The organism is Bradyrhizobium sp. CB1717 (assembly GCF_029714325.1).
In the GTDB taxonomy this organism is placed as follows: domain Bacteria; phylum Pseudomonadota; class Alphaproteobacteria; order Rhizobiales; family Xanthobacteraceae; genus Bradyrhizobium.
Genome location: NZ_CP121666.1, coordinates 44,916 through 63,724 on the forward strand (window position 1 = coordinate 44,916; position 18,809 = coordinate 63,724).

The 18,809-nt window shown below is 65.3% G+C and carries 17 protein-coding genes; 15 read left to right on the forward strand and 2 right to left on the reverse strand.

What is annotated here, in order from left to right; translation table 11 throughout:
• Nucleotides 1-2 precede the first annotated feature (2 nt).
• The 7 genes from QA649_RS00190 to trmB all read left to right on the forward strand — a co-directional run bounded on the left by QA649_RS00190 (nucleotide 3) and on the right by trmB (nucleotide 6,882).
• Nucleotides 3-998 carry a PhoH family protein gene (locus tag QA649_RS00190; RefSeq protein ID WP_283022461.1) on the forward strand — a complete coding sequence of 332 codons (996 nt, stop codon included), beginning with the start codon at nucleotides 3-5 and terminating at the stop codon, nucleotides 996-998.
• A gap of 61 nt (nucleotides 999-1,059) precedes the next feature.
• Complete coding sequence (ybeY, locus tag QA649_RS00195; protein ID WP_283022462.1) at nucleotides 1,060-1,569, forward strand: rRNA maturation RNase YbeY; 510 nt, start codon at nucleotides 1,060-1,062, stop codon at nucleotides 1,567-1,569.
• A gap of 1 nt (nucleotide 1,570) precedes the next feature.
• Entirely contained in the window at nucleotides 1,571-2,689 is a 1,119-nt protein-coding gene (locus QA649_RS00200) for a hemolysin family protein (RefSeq protein ID WP_026312175.1), read from the forward strand.
• On the forward strand, nucleotides 2,686-4,299 hold the full coding sequence (gene lnt / locus QA649_RS00205; RefSeq protein ID WP_283022463.1) for an apolipoprotein N-acyltransferase: 1,614 nt from the start codon (nucleotides 2,686-2,688) through the stop codon (nucleotides 4,297-4,299). The genes QA649_RS00200 and lnt overlap by 4 nt, the downstream gene beginning before the upstream one ends.
• 221 nt (nucleotides 4,300-4,520) lie before the next feature.
• On the forward strand, nucleotides 4,521-4,934 hold the full coding sequence (locus QA649_RS00210; protein ID WP_008131807.1) for a helix-turn-helix transcriptional regulator: 414 nt from the start codon (nucleotides 4,521-4,523) through the stop codon (nucleotides 4,932-4,934).
• Nucleotides 4,935-5,017: 83 nt separating this feature from the next.
• Nucleotides 5,018-6,175 (forward strand): M20 family metallopeptidase, encoded by a 1,158-nt coding sequence (locus tag QA649_RS00215; protein WP_283022464.1) that lies wholly within the window; start codon nucleotides 5,018-5,020, stop codon nucleotides 6,173-6,175.
• The gene (gene trmB, locus QA649_RS00220; protein WP_283022465.1) at nucleotides 6,172-6,882 is read left to right on the forward strand and encodes a tRNA (guanosine(46)-N7)-methyltransferase TrmB; all 711 of its coding nucleotides are present in this window, start codon (nucleotides 6,172-6,174) and stop codon (nucleotides 6,880-6,882) included. The genes QA649_RS00215 and trmB overlap by 4 nt, the downstream gene beginning before the upstream one ends.
• 88 nt (nucleotides 6,883-6,970) lie before the next feature.
• Here the strand turns inward: trmB and QA649_RS00225 are convergent, their stop codons facing one another.
• On the reverse strand, nucleotides 6,971-8,053 hold the full coding sequence (locus QA649_RS00225; protein WP_283022466.1) for a DUF2336 domain-containing protein: 1,083 nt from the start codon (nucleotides 8,051-8,053) through the stop codon (nucleotides 6,971-6,973).
• Nucleotides 8,054-8,426: 373 nt separating this feature from the next.
• Here QA649_RS00225 and rimP point away from each other — a divergent pair, with 373 nt between their 5' ends.
• The 4 genes from rimP (at nucleotide 8,427) to infB (ending at nucleotide 14,280) form a co-directional block, all read left to right on the forward strand.
• Nucleotides 8,427-9,182, forward strand: coding sequence for a ribosome maturation factor RimP (gene rimP, locus QA649_RS00230; RefSeq protein ID WP_283022467.1), 756 nt, complete (start codon nucleotides 8,427-8,429; stop codon nucleotides 9,180-9,182).
• Between the two features lie 2 nt (nucleotides 9,183-9,184).
• Complete coding sequence (gene nusA / locus QA649_RS00235) at nucleotides 9,185-10,795, forward strand: transcription termination factor NusA (protein ID WP_080133769.1); 1,611 nt, start codon at nucleotides 9,185-9,187, stop codon at nucleotides 10,793-10,795.
• Nucleotides 10,796-10,818: 23 nt separating this feature from the next.
• Nucleotides 10,819-11,502 carry an RNA-binding protein gene (locus QA649_RS00240; protein ID WP_283022468.1) on the forward strand — a complete coding sequence of 228 codons (684 nt, stop codon included), beginning with the start codon at nucleotides 10,819-10,821 and terminating at the stop codon, nucleotides 11,500-11,502.
• 69 nt (nucleotides 11,503-11,571) lie between these two features.
• On the forward strand, nucleotides 11,572-14,280 hold the full coding sequence (infB, locus tag QA649_RS00245; protein WP_283022469.1) for a translation initiation factor IF-2: 2,709 nt from the start codon (nucleotides 11,572-11,574) through the stop codon (nucleotides 14,278-14,280).
• 9 nt (nucleotides 14,281-14,289) lie between these two features.
• On the opposite strand, the gene QA649_RS00250 is transcribed toward infB, so the two are convergent.
• Nucleotides 14,290-14,517, reverse strand: coding sequence for a hypothetical protein (locus QA649_RS00250; RefSeq protein ID WP_283026257.1), 228 nt, complete (start codon nucleotides 14,515-14,517; stop codon nucleotides 14,290-14,292).
• Between QA649_RS00250 and rbfA the strand changes: the two genes are divergently transcribed.
• From rbfA to pnp, 4 genes are all read left to right on the forward strand, one after another.
• A complete protein-coding gene (gene rbfA / locus QA649_RS00255; RefSeq protein ID WP_283022470.1) occupies nucleotides 14,437-14,880 on the forward strand; it encodes a 30S ribosome-binding factor RbfA in 444 nt (147 codons plus the stop codon). The genes QA649_RS00250 and rbfA overlap by 81 nt on opposite strands.
• Nucleotides 14,877-15,995: a tRNA pseudouridine(55) synthase TruB gene (gene truB / locus QA649_RS00260; protein ID WP_283022471.1), complete on the forward strand. Its 1,119-nt coding sequence runs from the start codon at nucleotides 14,877-14,879 to the stop codon at nucleotides 15,993-15,995. The genes rbfA and truB overlap by 4 nt, the downstream gene beginning before the upstream one ends.
• 2 nt (nucleotides 15,996-15,997) lie before the next feature.
• Nucleotides 15,998-16,267, forward strand: a complete 270-nt coding sequence (gene rpsO, locus QA649_RS00265; RefSeq protein WP_018644188.1) for a 30S ribosomal protein S15 — start codon at nucleotides 15,998-16,000, stop codon at nucleotides 16,265-16,267.
• 374 nt (nucleotides 16,268-16,641) lie between these two features.
• Complete coding sequence (pnp, locus tag QA649_RS00270; protein ID WP_283022472.1) at nucleotides 16,642-18,804, forward strand: polyribonucleotide nucleotidyltransferase; 2,163 nt, start codon at nucleotides 16,642-16,644, stop codon at nucleotides 18,802-18,804.
• Nucleotides 18,805-18,809 lie beyond the last annotated feature (5 nt).

An 18,809-nucleotide genomic window follows, 5' to 3' on the forward strand; every position in this document is an offset into this window, starting at 1 on the left:
ACATGCAAGTTCCGCCCGAGACCCAGGTCGTCATCGATTTCGACGACAACCGCGCCGCATCCGCACTGGTCGGCCCCTATGGCCAGAACCTGGCGCAGATCGAGCGGCGGCTCGGCGTCGTCGTGGACTCCAAGGGCAACCACATCACCATCAGTGGCACCCGCGACGGCTGCGACGCCGCGCGCCGCGTGCTTGAGACGCTCTATGCGCACGCCGCGAAGGGCCAGGACGTCGACCAGGGCGAAGTCGAAGGCGCGATCCGCGCCGTGATCGCGCAGGGCTCGCTGTTCGAGTTCGACGCCAAGTCGGCGAAATCGACCTTCGACAGCATCAACTTGCGCAAGCGCCCCGTGCGCGCGCGCACCGCCGCGCAGGACTCCTACATCCGCGCTCTGAAGCGCCACGAGCTGGTGTTCGGCATCGGCCCCGCCGGCACCGGCAAGACCTGGCTCGCGGTCGCGCATGCCGCGCAGCTGTTCGAGCGCAAGGAGGTCGACAAGATCATCCTGTCGCGCCCGGCGGTCGAAGCCGGCGAGCGCCTCGGCTTTTTGCCCGGCGATCTCCGCGAGAAGGTCGATCCGTATCTGCGTCCGATCTACGACGCGCTCTACGACCTCATGGATGCGCGCATCGTCGAGCGCGCGCTGCAGACCGGCGAGATCGAGATCGCACCGCTCGCCTTCATGCGCGGCCGCACCCTCACCAACGCCGCCATCATCCTGGACGAGGCGCAGAACACCACATCGATGCAGATGAAGATGTTCCTGACGCGTCTCGGCGAGAACAGCCGCATGATCGTGACGGGCGACCCCTCGCAGATCGATTTGCCGAACGGCCAGACCTCGGGTCTTGCCGAGGCAACGCGCCTGTTGAGCGGCGTCGAAGGCATTGCCCAAGTTCATTTCAAAGCCGAGGACGTGATCCGCCATGAGCTCGTGGCGCGGATCGTCGCCGCCTATGAAGGTTCGCCGCAGCGGCCGGCCGCCGATAAATCCTGACGGGACAACAGCCGGACCAGACGGGCGCGAACGCGGCGCCTGATCGTTCCGAACAAAGACAATGTCACATCCGAACCTTCCCATGACCGAGGTCCTCGTCGTTGCCGATTGCTGGCAGCGCGAGCCCGATTCCGAAGCCGTGATCCAGCGCGCGGTCGCCGCCGCCGCCGAGAGCGTCGACGAAGATGTTGCCGACGCGGAAGTGGCGGTGATGTTGACCGATGATGCCGGCATCCGCACCCTCAACAGCAACTGGCGCGGCATCGACAAGCCGACCAACGTGCTGTCGTTTCCCGCGCTCCAGCCGGAAGGCGAATGGAAGGAAGGCGATGCGCCGCGCATGCTCGGCGACATCGCGATCGCCTACGAGACCATGCGGCGCGAGGCGGACGAGGAGCACAAGCCGTTCGACCATCATTTGAGCCACCTCGCCGTGCACGGCTTCCTGCACCTGATCGGCTACGACCACGAGAACGACGACGACGCCGAGGAGATGGAAGCGCTGGAAACTGAGATCCTCGCCCATCTCGGCATCCCCGACCCCTATGCCGACCGCCCGGGGACGCACTGAGATGCCGGATTCCGAGCCAACCCACGACAATCCGCGCAACACGCCCAACCTGCCGGCCGTGGTGACACCGGGCGAGGTGCTGCGCCCGACCGCCGAAAGCTGGCTACTGCGCGCCATCCGCACGCTGTTCGGCTGGAAGGCGGGATCGGTGCGCGACGATCTCCAGGTCGTGCTCGACGCCACGACGCCCGATGACACCGGCTTCTCCGCCGTCGAGCGCACGATGCTGCGCAACATCCTCGGCCTGCACGAGCGCCGCATCGCCGACGTCATGGTGCATCGCGCCGACATCATCGCGGTGAAGCGCGACATCCCGCTCGGCGAATTGATGGACCGCTTCGAGAGCGCCGGCCATTCCCGCCTCGTCGTTTACAACGAGACGCTCGACGATCCCGTCGGCATCGTCCACATCCGCGATCTGCTGGCTTTCATGACCGTGCGGGCGCGGGTGTCGGAGGCCACCAAGACCAAGCGCAAGAAGCCGCTGCCGGCCGGCCTCGATTTGCGCGCGGTCGATCTGGCGATGCCGCTCGAGGACGCGCGCATCATCCGCAAGCTGCTCTACGTGCCGCCCTCGATGCGGGCAATCGACCTGCTCGCGCAGATGCAGGCCACGCGCATCCACCTCGCGCTGGTCGTCGACGAATATGGCGGCAGCGACGGGCTGGTCTCGATCGAGGACATCGTCGAGCAGATCGTCGGCGAGATCGACGACGAGCACGACAGCGACGAGCCACCCTCGATCGTGCGCCTGCCGGACAACGCCTTCATCGCCGATGCCCGCGCCAGCCTCGACGATGTCCGCACCGTGATCGGCGCGGACTTCGTCACCGGTGAGGCCGGTGAGGAGGTCGAGACGCTCGGCGGCTATCTCGTCAGCTTCGTCGGACGCCTGCCGGTGCGCGGCGAGGTGATCTCGGGTCCCGGCAATTACGAGGTCGAGGTGCTCGATGCCGATCCGCGCCGCGTCAAGCGGCTGCGCATCTCGACGCGGAAGGAACGTCCGGCGCCGCGCAGCCAGCGCGAGAGCCGGCGCCGCGAGGCCGCGCCGGAGAGCAGCCCGCCGCCGGCCAGTGACACGCCGACCCCGCCGCCGAGCGACGGGACCGGCCCGCAGTGAGCGCATTGCAGCGACTTCGTCAGATCGCGCTTGCCATCATCCTCACCTGGGGCTGGAAGCGCGCCGTCATCGCCATGGCCGCCGGCGCGCTGTCGGTGCTGGCGCTGGCGCCGTTCAACCTCTTCCCGGTGCTGTTCATCACCTTTCCGGTGCTGGTCTGGCTGATCGACGGCACCGGCGCCGGACGATATGGCGGCATCCCCGCCGCGGCGCTGACAGGCTACTGGTTCGGTCTCGGCTATTTCGTTCCCGGCCTCTACTGGATCGGCTACGCCTTCTTCGTCGACGCCGACATCTTCGCCTGGCTGACACCGTTCGCCGTGCTGGGCCTGCCGGCCTATCTCTCCATCTTCACGGCGATCGGATTCGCGCTGGCGCGCCTGCTCTGGACCAAGAACGCCACGCGCGTGCTCGCGCTCGCGGCAAGCCTCACCATCGCCGAATGGCTGCGCGGTCATGCGCTGACCGGCTTTCCCTGGAACGCATTCGGCTATGCGCTGTCCGAGCCGCTGCCGCTGGCGCAGACGGCCTCGCTGATCGGCCTGTGGGGCATGACCTTCCTGACGGTTGCGATCTTTGCGAGCCCGGCGACGCTGATTGACCGCACGCCCGATCGCCGCGTGGCGTGGCGCGCGTCAGCCGCGGCAATCGCGCTTCTGATTGCCATGAGCATCTTCGGCGCGATCCGCCTGTCGCTGCATCCGACCACGATGGTCGCTGGCGCCAAGCTGCGCCTGATGCAACCGAACCTGCAGCAGGACGCCAAGTTCAACTATGCCGCCAAGGCGGAGGTGATGAAGAAATACCTCGCGCTGTCGGACCGCGCCTCCGGGCCGCAATCGACCGGCGTGCGCGATGCCACCATCCTGATCTGGCCGGAATCCGCGTTCCCGTTCTTCCTGACCCGCGAAGCCGACGCGATGGCGCAAATCGCCGACCTGTTGCCGAAGGGCACGGTGCTGATCACGGGCTCGGTGCGCGCGCCCGACCTGCCGCGGGGGACGCCGATCACACGCGCCTACAATTCGATCTACGTGATCGATCACGACGGCGGCGTGCTCGCGGTCTACGACAAGCTGCACCTCGTGCCGTTCGGCGAATTTCTTCCCTACCAGGAGTTGATGGAGAAGCTCGGTTTCGAGCAGCTGACGCGTGTGCGCGGCGGCTTCATCGCCGGCAGCGTGCGGCATGCGCTGCCGATCCCCACCGCACCATCGGCGCTGCCTCTGATCTGCTATGAGGCCATCTTTCCCGGTGAGGTGGCAGGACGCAACGAACGTCCGGGCTGGATCGTGAACCTCACCAATGACGGCTGGTTCGGCATCTCGACCGGCCCCTATCAGCATCTGGAGCAGGCACGCATGCGCGCGATCGAGCTCGGATTGCCGCTGGTCCGCTCCGCCAATACCGGCATCTCCGCGGTGATCGATCCGGTCGGACGAACCGTCGCCAGCCTGGGTCTCGGCATCGAAGGCATTTTGGATGCAAACCTGCCTGCCGCAATCCCGCCGACCGTCTACGCGCAGCTGGGCGACGTGCCCGCAGCCATGCTCGTCGCGCTCGGCGCGATACTTGCGGTCCGCCGGCGTGTTGCCAAACGGCACCCCTGATCGCGTCGTCGCCGCCGAGGTGGCCGGAATCCTTTGACAACCGTAGTCCCACGGTTGACAGATTGCACGCGGGTTCCTCATTCTGCACCCGCTGCGAAAGACAGTGGGCGTTGCTAAATTTCTCCGCAATGTTTCCCAATAACAGGGTTTGATTTTTACGCTGCTGGCACCTGAGGCATTCCGGTCGATTGCGCTGAGGGTGGTGTTTGGAGGCTGAGGAAATGTCGAAAGCGCCCAACCCTGTTGACAAATATGTCGGCAGCCGCGTGCGTATGCGCCGCATCATGTTGGGCATGAGCCAGGAAAAGCTTGGTGAAGCTTTGGGCCTGACATTCCAGCAGATTCAGAAATACGAGAAGGGCACGAATAGGGTCGGCGCGAGCCGCATCCAGCAGATTGCCGAGATTTTGCAGGTGCCGGTGTCGTTCCTGTTCGAAGGCGGCCCGAGCGGCGTGGCCGGCCCGGACGGCTTCGCTGAAGGTGCTTCGCCCTCTTATGTTTCCGACTTCCTCGCGACCTCCGAAGGTCTCGCTCTGACCAAGGCCTTCACCCGAATCACCGATTCGAAGATGCGCCGCTCGATCGTCGATCTCGTCGAGCAGATCGCGGCCCGCGAAGGCCCCGACAAGCGCTGACGCCAGCGCAATCCGATTTGAGGCTGCGCCAAATCTGGCCTATGTCGTCATTTGCGGCCGTGTGTTGACGCGCGCCCTCCCGGATGATGCGATTCAAAGGCATAGATGCGCTCATGACGAACGCCAACTGGTTCGATACCCAAACTATTCTCGACGGCATCCGGCGCTGGGTGGAGATCGAGACGCCGACAGAGGCGCCTGAGCAGGTCAACAAACTCGTGTCGCTGGTCGCGGATCAACACCGCGATCTGCCCGTCACGCTCGAGCGCGTCGCCGGCGTCGACGGCTGCGGCGATCACCTTCTGGCCCGCTCGACCTGGGGTCAGGAGCAGCCGGGCATCCTGGTGCTGAGCCACCTCGATACCGTGCACCCCCAGGGCTTCATCGAGCGCCTGCCGTTCAAGGTCGAAGGCGACAGCGCGTTCGGTCCGGGCATCTACGACATGAAGGGCGGCGCCTACATCGCCCATCATGCATTCGCCGCGCTCTGCGCCGACGGCAAGCGTTCGCCGCTCGGCATCACCCACATGTTCACCTCCGACGAGGAGATCGGCAGCCCCACCTCGCGCGCGCTGATAGAGAAAGAGGGGCGCAAGGCCAAATACGTGCTGGTGACGGAGCCGGCGCGCGACGGCGGCAAGATCGTCACCGGACGCAAGGGCGTCGGACGCTTCGAGGTGTTCATCAAGGGCGTGCCGGCGCATGCCGGCTCGCGGCCCGAAGACGGCCGCAGCGCCATCCGCGAGCTCGCCAACATCATCCATGCGCTGGAGGGAATGAACGACCTGAAGCGCGGCGTCACCGTCAATGTCGGCGTGGTGCGCGGCGGCACGCGCCCCAACGTGACGCCGGAAGAGGCTTATGCCGAAATCGACCTGCGCGTTCCGAGCTTCACCGACGCGGACGAGTTCGTCGGCAAGATCCTCGGGCTGACATCGAAGACGGACGGCGTCACCGTCACTGTCACCGGCGAGCTCAACCGTCCGCCTTACGAGAAGGGCAATGCCGGCGCCTCGCTCTACGAGCACGCCAGGACGCTCGCCACCGAGATCGGCTTCGAGCTGATCGACACCTATACCGGCGGCGGCTCGGACGGCAATTTCACCGCGCCCCACACCGCCACGCTCGACGGGCTCGGCGTCGACGGCAAGGGCGCGCACACCCATTATGAGCAGCTCTACGTCTCGTCGCTCGAACCGCGCGCGCGGCTGCTCTATCGGCTGTATCAGACGCTGCGATGAGCGAGCGCAAGTCAGACCCCGATCGCGACGACAGCGAGCGCGCCTTCTTCGGACGCCGCAAGGGCCACAAGCTCAGGCAGCATCAGGCCGACCTGATCGACAATCTGCTGCCGCATCTTGCACTCGACATCGAGGGCGAGAAGCCGGCGGATGCGCGCGAGATCTTCGATCCCGCAGCGGATGACGTGCGACTCGAGATCGGCTTTGGCGGCGGCGAGCATCTCGCGGCCGAGGCGCAGGCCTTCGCCACGACCGGCTTCATCGGCTGCGAGCCCTATGTCAACGGCATGGCGAAAATCCTCGCGCAGATCGAAGCCGCCAACATCGCCAATATCCGCCTGTTCGCCGGCGATGCCGCCGAGCTGCTGGCCTGGCTGCCGAAGGCCTCGCTGTCGCGGATCGACCTGATCCATCCGGATCCCTGGCCGAAGCGGCGGCACTGGAAGCGGCGCTTCGTCCAGGACAGGACGATCGCCGCGATGGCGCGCGTGCTCAAGCCGAATGGTGAATTCCGCTTCGTCTGCGACATCGACGATTACTGCGCCTGGACGCTGTCGCATCTTGCGCGCTCGCCGGACTTCAAATGGCTCGCGGAACACGCCGACGATTTCCGGCAACCATGGGCCGGCTACACCATGACGCGCTACGGCCGGAAGGCGGCGCGCGAAGGCCGCAAGGCGGCTTATTTGCGGTTCAGGAGAGTGTAGTCGTCATTCCGGGGCGCGCGTAGCGCGAACCCGGAATCTCGAAGTTCCGGGTTCACGCTTCGCGTGCCCCGGAACGACAGGAAATATTTTAGATCGTCTGCCGGTTGCGCCAGAAATTCACGACGCGCTCGGCCGTCGTCGGCATCAGGCGCGCGAAGTTCATGCGCGCGGCCTCGATGTCGGCATCGGCGGGCGTGCGATTGGAGCCGTACCAGAGCAGGATCAGCGCGCGCACCGTGGGCCAGCCGAGATTGAGCACACGGCCGAGGATCAGGATCGGATCGTAACGGTCGCCCGCGATCAGGCGGTCGAGAATCGAGATGCGGATACCAGCCATCGCCGAGAGCGAGGCGATCGATTCCTCGTATTTGTGTGCCTTGGCAAAGCCGAGCAGCGCGCTCTCGCCGAGATGGCCCTCGCGATGCAGGGTGAGCACCGTGCGCTGGGCCGCGGAGAAATCGCGTCGCGGCCCCGGCGGCAGCGCGGCCTCCTCGATCGCGGCCATGGCGCGCTTGATCTCGACCTGGCGCACGGGATTGACCACGGTGGAGAGACGGCGGCGGATGACGTCGAGCGTGCCGTCGAGAAGCTGTTTCAGGTGTTCGCCGGAGAGATCGCTGCGCTGGCCGATCTTGAGCGTCAGCACGCCGTCCTGCGCGGAACGCTTGATCAGCTCGGAATAACTGGCAGGCGAAAACACTGCGCCGGCATTGCCCGCGGCGCGTCGCACGACATCGCGATCGCCGCGCTCGACCAGCACGTCGGTGACGACGGCCGGCAGGACGGGGCGTTCCGTCATCGCCAGCAGATGACCCTGTCCTTTCAGCCGCGCGATCTCGACCAGCGCGGCGTCATCGAGCACGGGCGAGCGGCGCAGCACGGGACCTGCGACCATGATCTCGTTTTCGCGCGCGAGCTGATTGACCAGATGCGACGGCGCGTTGTTCAGGCGCGAGAAGCGCTCGGCGAGATCGACGCGCGAGGCGAGCTCGGCATGCGGGACGAGATCGATCAGGAGATTGTCGAAGAGATCGATGAGTTCGGGACGGAGCCTCGCAGGATCCTGGAAGTAGAGGTCGGCGATGGCGCGCGCAATCTCGCCGCGACGGCGGGGGTCGCCGCGTTTGACGATAGCGTCCAGTCCGGGAATGAGCGACGTGGCAGCGGTCATGAAAACACAAACTCGTACAGGGCACGCCGCGGGTGCGCCCTCGGTCCAAGCCGCCCCACAATCAAGGAATTTAGGCCTCGGAAATGAAGGAAGCGTTGCGCGGGGAGCCGCGAATCGGGCGCAAAAAGCCTCGTCCGGCCTCCGATGGGCCTTGTCCGGGAGGGCGGAAAGGGCTATATCAGCGCCAATTCATCTTCTCATACGATCCGCGTAGTGAGAGTGGGCCCGAAAGGACCCGCTCTTTTTTATTACCTGAACGCGGGTTGGCGGAAGATCCGGCCCGACGCGCTGTCGGGAGAGTTCCGAAGCGGGCTTTGAAGTCTTAACCAAGCCTTAACCCAAGCGTTAACCAACGAGCGCCTTGACCGCTGATATGACCGAACCGAACACTGGTTCCACCGATGCCGAACTGCTGGCCGAGCCGAGGCTCGTGGTCGAGCCTGGCGTGGCGGCGCGGGTGTCTGCGGTCGCGGCTCCCGTGCTCGAGGGCATGGGCTACCGCCTGGTCCGGATCCGCATCTCCGGGGAAGCCGGCTGTACCGTGCAGATCATGGCCGAACGGCCGGACGGTTCGATGCAGCTCGAGGATTGCGAGGCGATCTCGCGGGCGCTGTCGCCCGTGCTCGATGTCGCCGACCCCATCGACCGCGCCTATCGCCTCGAGATCTCCTCGCCGGGAATCGACCGCCCCCTGGTGCGGCGCTCCGATTTCGAGCGTTATTCCGGCCATCTCGTGAAGATCGACATGGCCGTCGCCCACGAGGGGCGGAAGCGGTTCCGCGGCACGCTCGGTGCCGTCGAAGGTGACCGCGTCCATCTGCATCGCGACGACGTCAAGGCGGGTGACGAAGCCGACGTTCTCCTGACGATGGAGGATATCGGCGAGGCCCGGCTGGTGCTGACCGACGAGCTGATCGCCGAATCCATGCGCCGCGGCAAGGCCGAGGAGCGCCAGATGCGCCGGGATCTCGGCCTGGAGCCGCCGCAGGCGCCGCACGCGAAAATCAGCGAAAAAACCACCAAGAACACCAAGCCGAAAAAGAAGCCGGCCCCGACCAATACCAAGAAACATCGCCTTGCCGCCGAACGCGCGCGGCGCGGCGAGTTCGAGCCTGACCAAGGAGACTAGCCATGGCAGTCAGCGCCAATCGACTTGAATTGCTTCAGATCGCCGATGCCGTTGCCCGCGAGAAATCGATCGACCGCGGCATCGTCATCGCGGCGATGGAAGACGCCATCGCCAAGGCCGCGCGGGCCCGTTACGGCAGCGAGACTGACGTTCACGCCGAGATCGACCCGAAGAAGGGCGAGCTGCGGCTGTCGCGCCACATGCTGGTCGTCGACAAGGTCGAAAATCATTCCAACCAGATCTCGCTGGTCGATGCGCAGCGCGCCAATCCCGGCGCCCAGGTCGGCGACACCATCGCCGACACCCTGCCGCCGTTGGAATATGGCCGTATCGCCGCGCAGTCGGCCAAGCAGGTCATCGTGCAGAAGGTGCGCGAGGCCGAGCGCGACCGGCAGTATCAGGAATTCAAGGATCGCATCGGCGACATCGTCAACGGCGTCGTCAAGCGCGTCGAATATGGCAGCGTGATCGTCGATCTCGGCCGCGGTGAAGCCATCATCCGCCGCGACGAGATGCTGCCGCGCGAGGTGTTCCGCAACGGCGACCGCGTCCGCGCCTATATCTTCGACGTCCGCCGCGAGACGCGCGGTCCGCAGATCTTCCTCTCCCGCACCCATCCGCAGTTCATGGCGAAGCTGTTCGCGCAGGAAGTGCCGGAAATCTATGACGGCATCGTCGAGATCAAGGCGGTCGCCCGCGATCCGGGCTCTCGCGCGAAAATCGGCGTGATTTCCCGGGATTCCTCGGTCGATCCGGTCGGCGCCTGCGTCGGTATGCGCGGCTCGCGCGTGCAGGCCGTTGTGAACGAGCTGCAGGGCGAGAAGATCGACATCATCCCGTGGTCGCCCGACATCGCGACCTTCGTGGTCAACGCGCTGGCGCCGGCGGAAGTCTCCAAGGTCGTCATCGACGAAGACCGCGAGCGCATCGAGGTCGTGGTGCCCGACACCAACAACCAGCTCTCGCTGGCGATCGGCCGTCGCGGCCAGAACGTGCGTCTGGCCTCGCAGCTCACCGGCTGGGACATCGACATCCTGACCGAGCAGGAGGAATCGGAGCGCCGTCAGGCCGACTTCGAGAACTCCACCCGCGTCTTCATGGAATCGCTCAACGTCGACGAGGTGGTCGGCCAGTTGCTGGCGTCCGAAGGCTTCACCTCGGTCGAGGAACTCGCGATGGTGGACGTCAAGGAGCTCGCCGGCATCGAAGGTTTTGACGAGGAGACCGCACAGGAGCTCCAGAACCGCGCCCGCGAATATCTCGAGCAGCAGGAAGCCGAGCTCGAAGCCCGGCGCAAGGAGCTCGGTGTCGAGGATGCCCTCAAGGACGTGCCCGGCGTCACCTCCAAGATGCTGGTGAAGTTCGGCGAGAACGACATCAAGACCGTCGACGACCTCGCCGGCTGCGCCACCGACGATCTGGTCGGCTGGACCGAACGCAAGGAAGGCGGCGAGCAGACCAAATATCCGGGTGCGCTCGACGGTATCGACATCTCCCGTGACGATGCCGAGGCGATGATCATGCAGGCCCGCGTCAAGGCCGGCTGGATCACCGAGGCCGATCTCGCCAAGCCCGCTGAAGAGGCTGAAGCGACCGAAGATCAGCCGGCTTAAGGGCGACGGAGGATGTCGCCCGGATGCTCGCCAGCACTGACAGCGAACTCGACCATGGACCGCGGACCGAAAGGTCCGCGACCGTGCGGATGTGCGCGGTCAGCCGGCAGGTCCGGCCGATCGACAAGCTGATCCGCTTCGTCGTCTCGCCGCAAGGCGACATAGTTCCCGACCTCAAGCGCAAGCTGCCCGGACGCGGCATGTGGGTCACCGCCTCACGCGAGGTGGTTGCGGAAGCCGTGCGGCGTCACCAATTTAACAAAGCCTTCAAGCGCGAGCTGCGCGTTCCCCAGACGCTTCCCGCCGATATTGAGGCGCTCCTCGTCAGGAGCGTGACGGAAGCCCTTGGGATCGCCGCCAAGGCGGGCCAGGTCGTGGCCGGCTTCGGCAAGGTCGAGAGCGCCCTGCGGGAAGGCACGGCCGAGGTCCTGATCCACGCCAGTGACGGGGCTGCGGACGGAATCCGCAAATTGGACATGCTGGCGCGTCAAAATGCCGGAAATCGCGGTGCCAAACCGCCGATTCCCGTCGTCACCGCACTGAAATCGTTAGAATTGGATTTGGCACTGACCCGGTCAAATGTGATACATGCTGCGCTGCTCGCGGGCCCGGCGAGCAGGTCATTCCTGTCACGTAGCCAGATGCTGGTCCGATACCGGATGGCGGACGATGACAAGACTGCCGAAAAGCACGGCCAGGATTTCTGAGAGATACCGACGAACCGATCTGAGGTGCGGCAACGCACAACACTGATAAATCAGGATTAGGACTGCTGAATGGTTGATACCAAGACCCCTGGCGACAAGAAGCTGAGCGTTCCGAGCAAGACGCTATCGCTCAAGCCGCGCGTCGAAACGGGTACCGTGCGCCAGAGCTTCAGCCATGGCCGCAGCAAGCAGGTCGTGGTCGAGAAGCGCGGCAAGCGCCGGATCGACGGAACCCCTGAGCCGCAGGCTGCCGAGGTTGCGAAGCCCGCGCCGGCCGCCCCCACGCCCGCTCCGGCCCGCCCGGCCCCGCCGCGCAATGCCGGTTCCGGCGTGGTCCTGCGCACCCTCACCGAGGACGAGCGCTCGGCCCGCGCGAGCGCGCTGGCCGATGCCAAGGTGCGCGAAGTCGAAGAGCGCCGCCAGGCCGAGGAAGAGGCCCAGCGCCGCGCGGTCCGCGAGGCTGCCGAACGCGCCGAGCGCGAAGCCGCCGAATCCCGCCGCAAGGCCGAGGAAGAGCGCCACCGTCACGAGGACGAAGCCAAGCGGAAGGCCGAGACCGAGGCCAAGAAGCGTTTCGGCGAAGGCGAGCAGCCGCAATCCGCTCCGCGTCCCGCCGCGGCGACGCCGGCCGCTCCCGCGCCGCGTCCCACCAGCGCGCCCGCAGCGCGTCCCGGCGCCCCCGCGACGGCACGTCCGGGAACAACGACCGCGCGCCCCGGAACGACCACGCAACGGCCGGCCGGCGGCGGCCCGCTGGGTCGTACTCCGGCAGTCGCAGCCGGACCGGACGAGGACGATGGTCCGCGCCAGATCCGCCGCGGTCCCGGCGGCGCTGCGCGTCCTGCGGCAGCCCCCAAGACCACCCACAAGCCCGGCCCGCAGAAGGAACGCGGCCGCCTGACCGTCGTCACCGCGCTCAATGCCGACGAGGTGCGCGAGCGCTCGATCGCCTCGTTCCGTCGCCGCACCCAGCGCCTGAAGGGGCATGCCTCGAATGAGCCGAAGGAAAAGCTCATCCGCGAGGTGGTCATTCCGGAAGCGATCACCATCCAGGAGCTCGCCAACCGCATGGCCGAGCGCGCGGTGGACGTCATCCGCATGCTGATGAAGCAGGGCGCGATGCACAAGATCACCGACGTGATCGACGCCGACACTGCGCAGCTGATCGCCGAAGAGCTCGGTCACACCGTCAAGCGCGTTGCCGCCTCCGACGTTGAAGAAGGCCTGTTCGACCAGGTCGACGATTCCACGGACACCGAGACCCGTTCGCCTGTGGTGACCGTGATGGGCCACGTCGACCACGGCAAGACCTCGCTGCTCGACGCGCTTCGTCACGCCAACGTGGTCTCCGGCGAAGCCGGCGGCATCACCCAGCATATCGGCGCCTATCAGGTGCTGTCGCCCGAGAGCGGCAAGAAGATCACCTTCATCGACACGCCCGGCCACGCCGCGTTCACCGCGATGCGCGCCCGCGGCGCCAAGGTCACCGACATCGTCGTGCTGGTGGTCGCGGCCGATGACGGCGTGATGCCGCAGACGGTCGAAGCCATCAACCACGCCAAGGCGGCAGGCGTGCCGATCATCGTTGCCATCAACAAGATCGACAAGCCCGATGCCAAGCCCGAGCGCGTGCGCACCGAGCTGCTCCAGCACGAGGTGCAGGTGGAATCCTTCGGCGGCGAGGTCGTCGACGTCGAGGTGTCCGCCAAGAACAAGACCAATCTCGACAAGCTGCTCGAGATGATCGCGCTGCAGGCCGAAATCCTCGACCTGAAGACCAATTCGGAGCGTCCGGCCGAAGGCACCGTGATCGAAGCCAAGCTCGATCGCGGCCGTGGTCCGGTCGCCACCGTGCTGGTCCAGCGCGGCACCCTCCGTGTCGGAGACATCATCGTCGCCGGCGCCGAGATGGGCCGCGTCCGCGCGCTGATCTCGGATCAGGGCGAGACCGTGCAGGAAGCAGGCCCCTCGGTGCCGGTCGAAGTGCTCGGCTTCAACGGTCCGCCGGAAGCCGGCGATCGTCTCGCCGTGGTGGAGAACGAAGCCCGCGCCCGCCAGATCACCAGCTACCGCGCGCACCAGAAGCGCGAGAACGCGGCTGCCTCGATCTCCGGCATGCGCGGCTCGCTCGAGCAGATGATGTCGCAATTGAAGACGGCGGGCCGCAAGGAATTCCCGCTGATCGTCAAGGCCGACGTGCAGGGCTCGCTCGAAGCCATCCTCGGCTCGCTGGAGAAGCTCGGCACCGACGAAGTCGCCGCCCGCATCCTGCATGCCGGCGTCGGCGGTATCTCGGAATCCGACGTGACGCTCGCGGAAGGCTTCAACGCCGCGATCATCGGCTTCTCGGTTCGTGCCAACAAGGAGGCCGCTGCGGCCGCCAAGCGCAACGGCATCGAGATCCGCTACTACAACATCATCTACGACCTCGTGGACGACGTGAAGAAGGCGATGAGCGGCCTGCTCGCGCCGACCTTGCGCGAAACCATGCTGGGCAATGCCGAGATCCTGGAGATCTTCAACATCTCCAAGGTCGGCAAGGTCGCCGGCTGCCGCGTCACCGACGGTACCGTGGAACGCGGCGCCAATGTGCGCCTGATCCGCGACAACGTCGTCGTGCACGAAGGCAAGCTGTCGACGCTGAAGCGCTTCAAGGACGAGGTGAAGGAAGTCCAGTCCGGTCAGGAATGCGGCATGGCCTTCGAGAGCTATCACGACATGCGTGCGGGTGACGTGATCGAGTGTTATCGCGTGGAGACGATCCAGCGCTCCCTGTAAGTCCAAATCTTACCGAAGCGCCTGGATCTTTTTGAGCTGAAATTGCGGGAGTGCGATGGCCGGATTTTTTCCGGCCATCCACGCCTCATTCGTTTCAACAGGACAAATGACAATGCTCGTGTCCCAAACGCGGGCACGACGAGGTGATTTTCGACCATGCCCCGCCACCACCAGAAAAAAAGTTCCGCGCCCGGCGGCTCGCAGCGTCAGTTGCGCGTCGGCGAGCAGGTTCGCCATGCGATGGCCGAGATTCTGGCGCAAGGCAACGTGCATGATGCGGATCTGGAAGGCCACATCATCACCGTGCCGGAGGTACGGATGTCGCCCGACCTTAAGCTCGCAACAATCTACGTGATGCCGCTCGGTGGCCGCGACACCGAGGTCGTCATCGCTGCGCTCGAGCGCAACAAGAAATTTCTGCGCGGCGAAGTCGCGCGGCGCGTTAACCTGAAATTTGCACCTGACATTCGCTTCCGCGTCGACGAACGATTCGACGAAGCGGAACGGATCGAGAAGCTTTTGCGAACACCTGCGGTGCAGAAGGACCTCGAACAGGACTTGGAACAGGATCCGGATTCGGATCGGGAAGAAGAGCAATGACGATGGACCCGGCTCACGGCACGATCGGCGGCAACGATGCCGATCAGTGCGATGTGCAGAAAAATAATTTTGCGGAGATGGGCAGCAATTCTCAGCCGCATCAGGAGCCGCGCCGCGTCAACAACGACCCGCGCGCCAAGCAGCAGAAGGGTAATCAGGTCCGCCGCGACCGCCGCGACGTCCACGGCTGGGTCGTGCTCGACAAGCCGATCGGCATGACCTCGACGCAAGCCGTTGCCGTGCTCAAGCGCCTGTTCAATGCCAAGCGTGCGGGACACGCCGGCACGCTCGACCCGCTCGCCTCCGGCGGCCTGCCGATCGCGCTCGGAGAGGCCACCAAGACGGTTCCCTTTGTGATGGACGGCCGCAAGCGCTACCAGTTCACCGTGTGCTGGGGCGAGGAGCGCGACACCGACGACATCGAGGGCCGGGTGACCGCGACCTCGGACCAGCGCCCGACCCGGGAGGCCATCCTGGCCCTCCTGCCCCGCTTCACCGGGGTGATCGAGCAGATCCCGCCGCGCTATTCGGCCATCAAGGTCCAGGGCGAGCGCGCCTATGACCTCGCCCGCGACGGCGAGGTCGTGGAGCTGGCCCCCCGCCCGGTCGAGATTCACCATTTAACCCTTGTAGATCAACCAGATAACGACCGGGCCGTGTTCGAGGCCGAATGCGGCAAGGGCACCTATGTCCGCGCGCTCGCCCGCGATATGGGCCGGATTCTCGGCACTTATGGCCATATCTGCGCGCTCCGGCGGACCCTGGTCGGCCCATTTGGCGAAAACGACATGATTCCGCTGGATCAGTTGGAGGCTTTATGCGATAGAGCCGCGTCCGGCGAGGGCAGCCTCGCCGACGCGCTTTTGCCCGTTGAGACCGCGCTGGACGACATCCCGGCACTGGCCGTCACTCGGGCTGATGCGGCAAGGCTCCATCGGGGCCAAGCCGTTTTGTTGCGCGGACGGGATGCGCCCACTTGTAGCGGCACAGTCTATGTCACGGTGGCAGGCCGTCTTTTGGCGCTTGCCGAAGTTGGCAATGGCGAAATCATCCCTAAGCGTGTGTTCAACCTGACCGGCCTGACTGCCAGCCCCGGTCGCAACGAGAGAAATTGACGATGTCGATTGCCGCAGAACGCAAAGCGGAAGTCATCAAGACGAATGCCACCAAGGCCGGCGACACCGGCTCGCCCGAGGTTCAGGTCGCGATCCTGTCGGAACGCATCAACAACCTCACCAACCATTTCAAGACCCACGTGAAGGACAACCATTCGCGTCGCGGTCTCTTGAAGCTGGTCTCGACCCGCCGCTCGCTCCTCGATTACCTCAAGAAGAGGGACGAGGCGCGCTACAAGGCGCTGCTCGAGAAGCACAACATTCGTCGCTAAGAGTTCCTGCGCGCGCCACCGGCGCGCGTTTTTGCGCGTAGTTTCGAACGAAAGCACTTATTTGAAGGTTTTTGATCGAGGCTGCGTGCGCGTCGGATGCGGGCCAACAACTACTCGCATCCGGGGCATGACCGAAGACCGCGGTTCGGTGTTCGCGTTCGTGCCGACTGACAGCCCAGCAGCAATCCGGCGGCTGGGCACAACGGGCAAGGCGCCCGTATGACCCGAAAGGATGGACGCCATCCGACATCCAAAAACCATGGCAGGATCGCAGGACGCTGATCACCCGCTCCGATCAACGTCCCGCAATCTTGCGCATGGTTTTTGTTTTTCGAAGCGTCCCTTCTTTCGAGAACCCATGAAAGAAGACCTCTATGTTCACTAAGCATTCAGTCGAGATCGACTGGGGCGGACGCCCTCTCAAGCTCGAAACCGGCAAGATCGCCCGTCAGGCCGACGGTGCCGTCATCGCCACCTATGGCGAGACCGTGGTGCTCGCCACCGTCGTCGCGGCGAAGGCGCCGCGCGAAGGCGTCGACTTCCTGCCGCTGACCGTCGACTACCAGGAGAAGACCTACGCCGCGGGCCGCATTCCCGGCGGCTACTTCAAGCGCGAGGGCCGTCCGACCGAGAAGGAGACGCTGGTCTCCCGCCTGATCGACCGTCCGATCCGTCCGCTGTTCGTCGACGGCTGGCGCAACGAGACCCAGGTGATCGCCACCGTGCTGTCGCACGACATGGAGAACGATCCTGATATCGTCGCGCTGGTGGCATCGTCGGCTGCGCTGACCCTCTCCGGCGCGCCGTTCAAGGGCCCGATCGGCGCTGCGCGCGTCGGCTTCGCCAATGACGAGTTCATCCTCAACCCGACGCTCGACGAGATGGTCGACACCCAGCTTGACCTGGTCGTCGCCGGCACCGCCGACGCCGTGCTGATGGTGGAATCGGAAGCCAAGGAGCTGAACGAAGACATCATGCTCGGCGCCGTGATGTTCGGTCACCGCCACTTCCAGCCGGTCATCAACGCGATCATCGAGCTCGCCGAGAAGGCCGCCAAGGAGCCGCGCGAAGTCACCGTGATCGACAATGCCGCGCTCGAAAAGGAGATGCTCGGCATCGTCGAGCAGGAGCTGCGTGCCGCCTACGCCATTCCGGTCAAGCAGGATCGCTACGCTGCGGTCGGCAAGGTCAAGGAAAAGGTGATCGCTCACTATTTCCCCGAAGGGCAGGAGCCGAAATACGACAAGCTGCGCATCAGCGCCGTGTTCAAGGAGCTGGAGGCGAAGATCGTTCGCTGGAACATCCTCGACACCGGCAAGCGCATCGACGGCCGTGACAGCAAGACCGTGCGCAACATCATCGCCGAAGTCGGCGTGCTGCCCCGCGCCCACGGCTCGGCCCTGTTCACCCGCGGCGAGACCCAGGGCCTGGTCGTGACCACGCTCGGCACCGGCGAGGACGAGCAGTACATCGACGCGCTGTCGGGAACGTACAAAGAGACGTTCCTGCTGCACTACAACTTCCCTCCCTACTCGGTCGGTGAGACCGGCCGCCTCGGCGGCACCAAGCGCCGCGAGATCGGCCACGGCAAGCTCGCCTGGCGCGCGATCCACCCGGTGCTGCCGCCGCATCACGAGTTCCCCTACACGATCCGCGTGGTCTCGGAGATCACCGAATCCAACGGCTCCTCGTCGATGGCTTCGGTCTGCGGCGCCTCGCTCGCTCTGATGGATGCCGGCGTGCCGTTGAAGCGGCCGACCGCGGGCATCGCGATGGGCCTGATCCTCGAAGACAAGCGCTACGCGGTGCTCTCGGACATCCTCGGTGACGAGGACCATCTCGGCGACATGGACTTCAAGGTCGCCGGCACCGAGCAGGGCATCACCTCGCTGCAGATGGACATCAAGATCGAGGGCATCACCGAGGAGATCATGAAGGTCGCCCTCGGCCAGGCCAAGGAAGGCCGTATCCACATCCTCGGCGAGATGGCGAAGGCGCTCACCAACGCTCGCGCCGAACTCGGCGAATACGCGCCGCGCATCGAGACCTTCAAGATCCCGACCGACAAGATCCGCGAAGTGATCGGCACCGGCGGCAAGGTGATCCGCGAGATCGTCGAGAAGACCGGCGCCAAGGTCAACATCGAGGACGACGGCACCGTGAAGGTCGCATCCAGCGATGGCGAGGCTATGAAGGCCGCGATCAAGTGGATCAAGTCGATCGCGTCCGAGCCGGAAGTCGGCCAGATCTATGACGGCACCGTCGTCAAGGTGATGGAGTTCGGCGCCTTCGTGAACTTCTTCGGTTCCAAGGACGGCCTCGTCCACATCAGCCAGCTCGCTTCGGCGCGCGTGCAGAAGACCTCCGACGTCGTCAAGGAAGGCGACAAGGTCAAGGTCAAGCTGCTCGGCTTCGACGACCGCGGCAAGACCCGCCTGTCGATGAAGGTGGTCGACCAGACCACCGGCGAGGACCTCGAGGCCAAGGACAAGGCCGCCGAGGGCGAGAAGGCTCCGCGCGAAGCGGCCGGCGAATAAGCCTC

Bases quoted from the DNA above. Each gene is read 5' to 3' on its own strand.
- QA649_RS00190 (WP_283022461.1), top strand. From the start codon at position 3: ATGCAAGTTCCGCCCGAGACCCAGGTCGTCATCGATTTCGACGACAAC.
- ybeY (WP_283022462.1), top strand. From the start codon at position 1,060: ATGTCACATCCGAACCTTCCCATGACCGAGGTCCTCGTCGTTGCCGAT.
- QA649_RS00200 (WP_026312175.1), top strand. From the start codon at position 1,571: ATGCCGGATTCCGAGCCAACCCACGACAATCCGCGCAACACGCCCAAC.
- QA649_RS00210 (WP_008131807.1), top strand. From the start codon at position 4,521: ATGTCGAAAGCGCCCAACCCTGTTGACAAATATGTCGGCAGCCGCGTG.
- QA649_RS00215 (WP_283022464.1), top strand. From the start codon at position 5,018: ATGATGCGATTCAAAGGCATAGATGCGCTCATGACGAACGCCAACTGG.
- trmB (WP_283022465.1), top strand. From the start codon at position 6,172: ATGAGCGAGCGCAAGTCAGACCCCGATCGCGACGACAGCGAGCGCGCC.
- QA649_RS00225 (WP_283022466.1), bottom strand. From the start codon at position 8,053: ATGACCGCTGCCACGTCGCTCATTCCCGGACTGGACGCTATCGTCAAA.
- rimP (WP_283022467.1), top strand. From the start codon at position 8,427: ATGACCGAACCGAACACTGGTTCCACCGATGCCGAACTGCTGGCCGAG.
- nusA (WP_080133769.1), top strand. From the start codon at position 9,185: ATGGCAGTCAGCGCCAATCGACTTGAATTGCTTCAGATCGCCGATGCC.
- QA649_RS00240 (WP_283022468.1), top strand. From the start codon at position 10,819: ATGCTCGCCAGCACTGACAGCGAACTCGACCATGGACCGCGGACCGAA.
- infB (WP_283022469.1), top strand. From the start codon at position 11,572: ATGGTTGATACCAAGACCCCTGGCGACAAGAAGCTGAGCGTTCCGAGC.
- rbfA (WP_283022470.1), top strand. From the start codon at position 14,437: ATGCCCCGCCACCACCAGAAAAAAAGTTCCGCGCCCGGCGGCTCGCAG.
- QA649_RS00250 (WP_283026257.1), bottom strand. From the start codon at position 14,517: ATGGCGAACCTGCTCGCCGACGCGCAACTGACGCTGCGAGCCGCCGGG.
- truB (WP_283022471.1), top strand. From the start codon at position 14,877: ATGACGATGGACCCGGCTCACGGCACGATCGGCGGCAACGATGCCGAT.
- rpsO (WP_018644188.1), top strand. From the start codon at position 15,998: ATGTCGATTGCCGCAGAACGCAAAGCGGAAGTCATCAAGACGAATGCC.
- pnp (WP_283022472.1), top strand. From the start codon at position 16,642: ATGTTCACTAAGCATTCAGTCGAGATCGACTGGGGCGGACGCCCTCTC.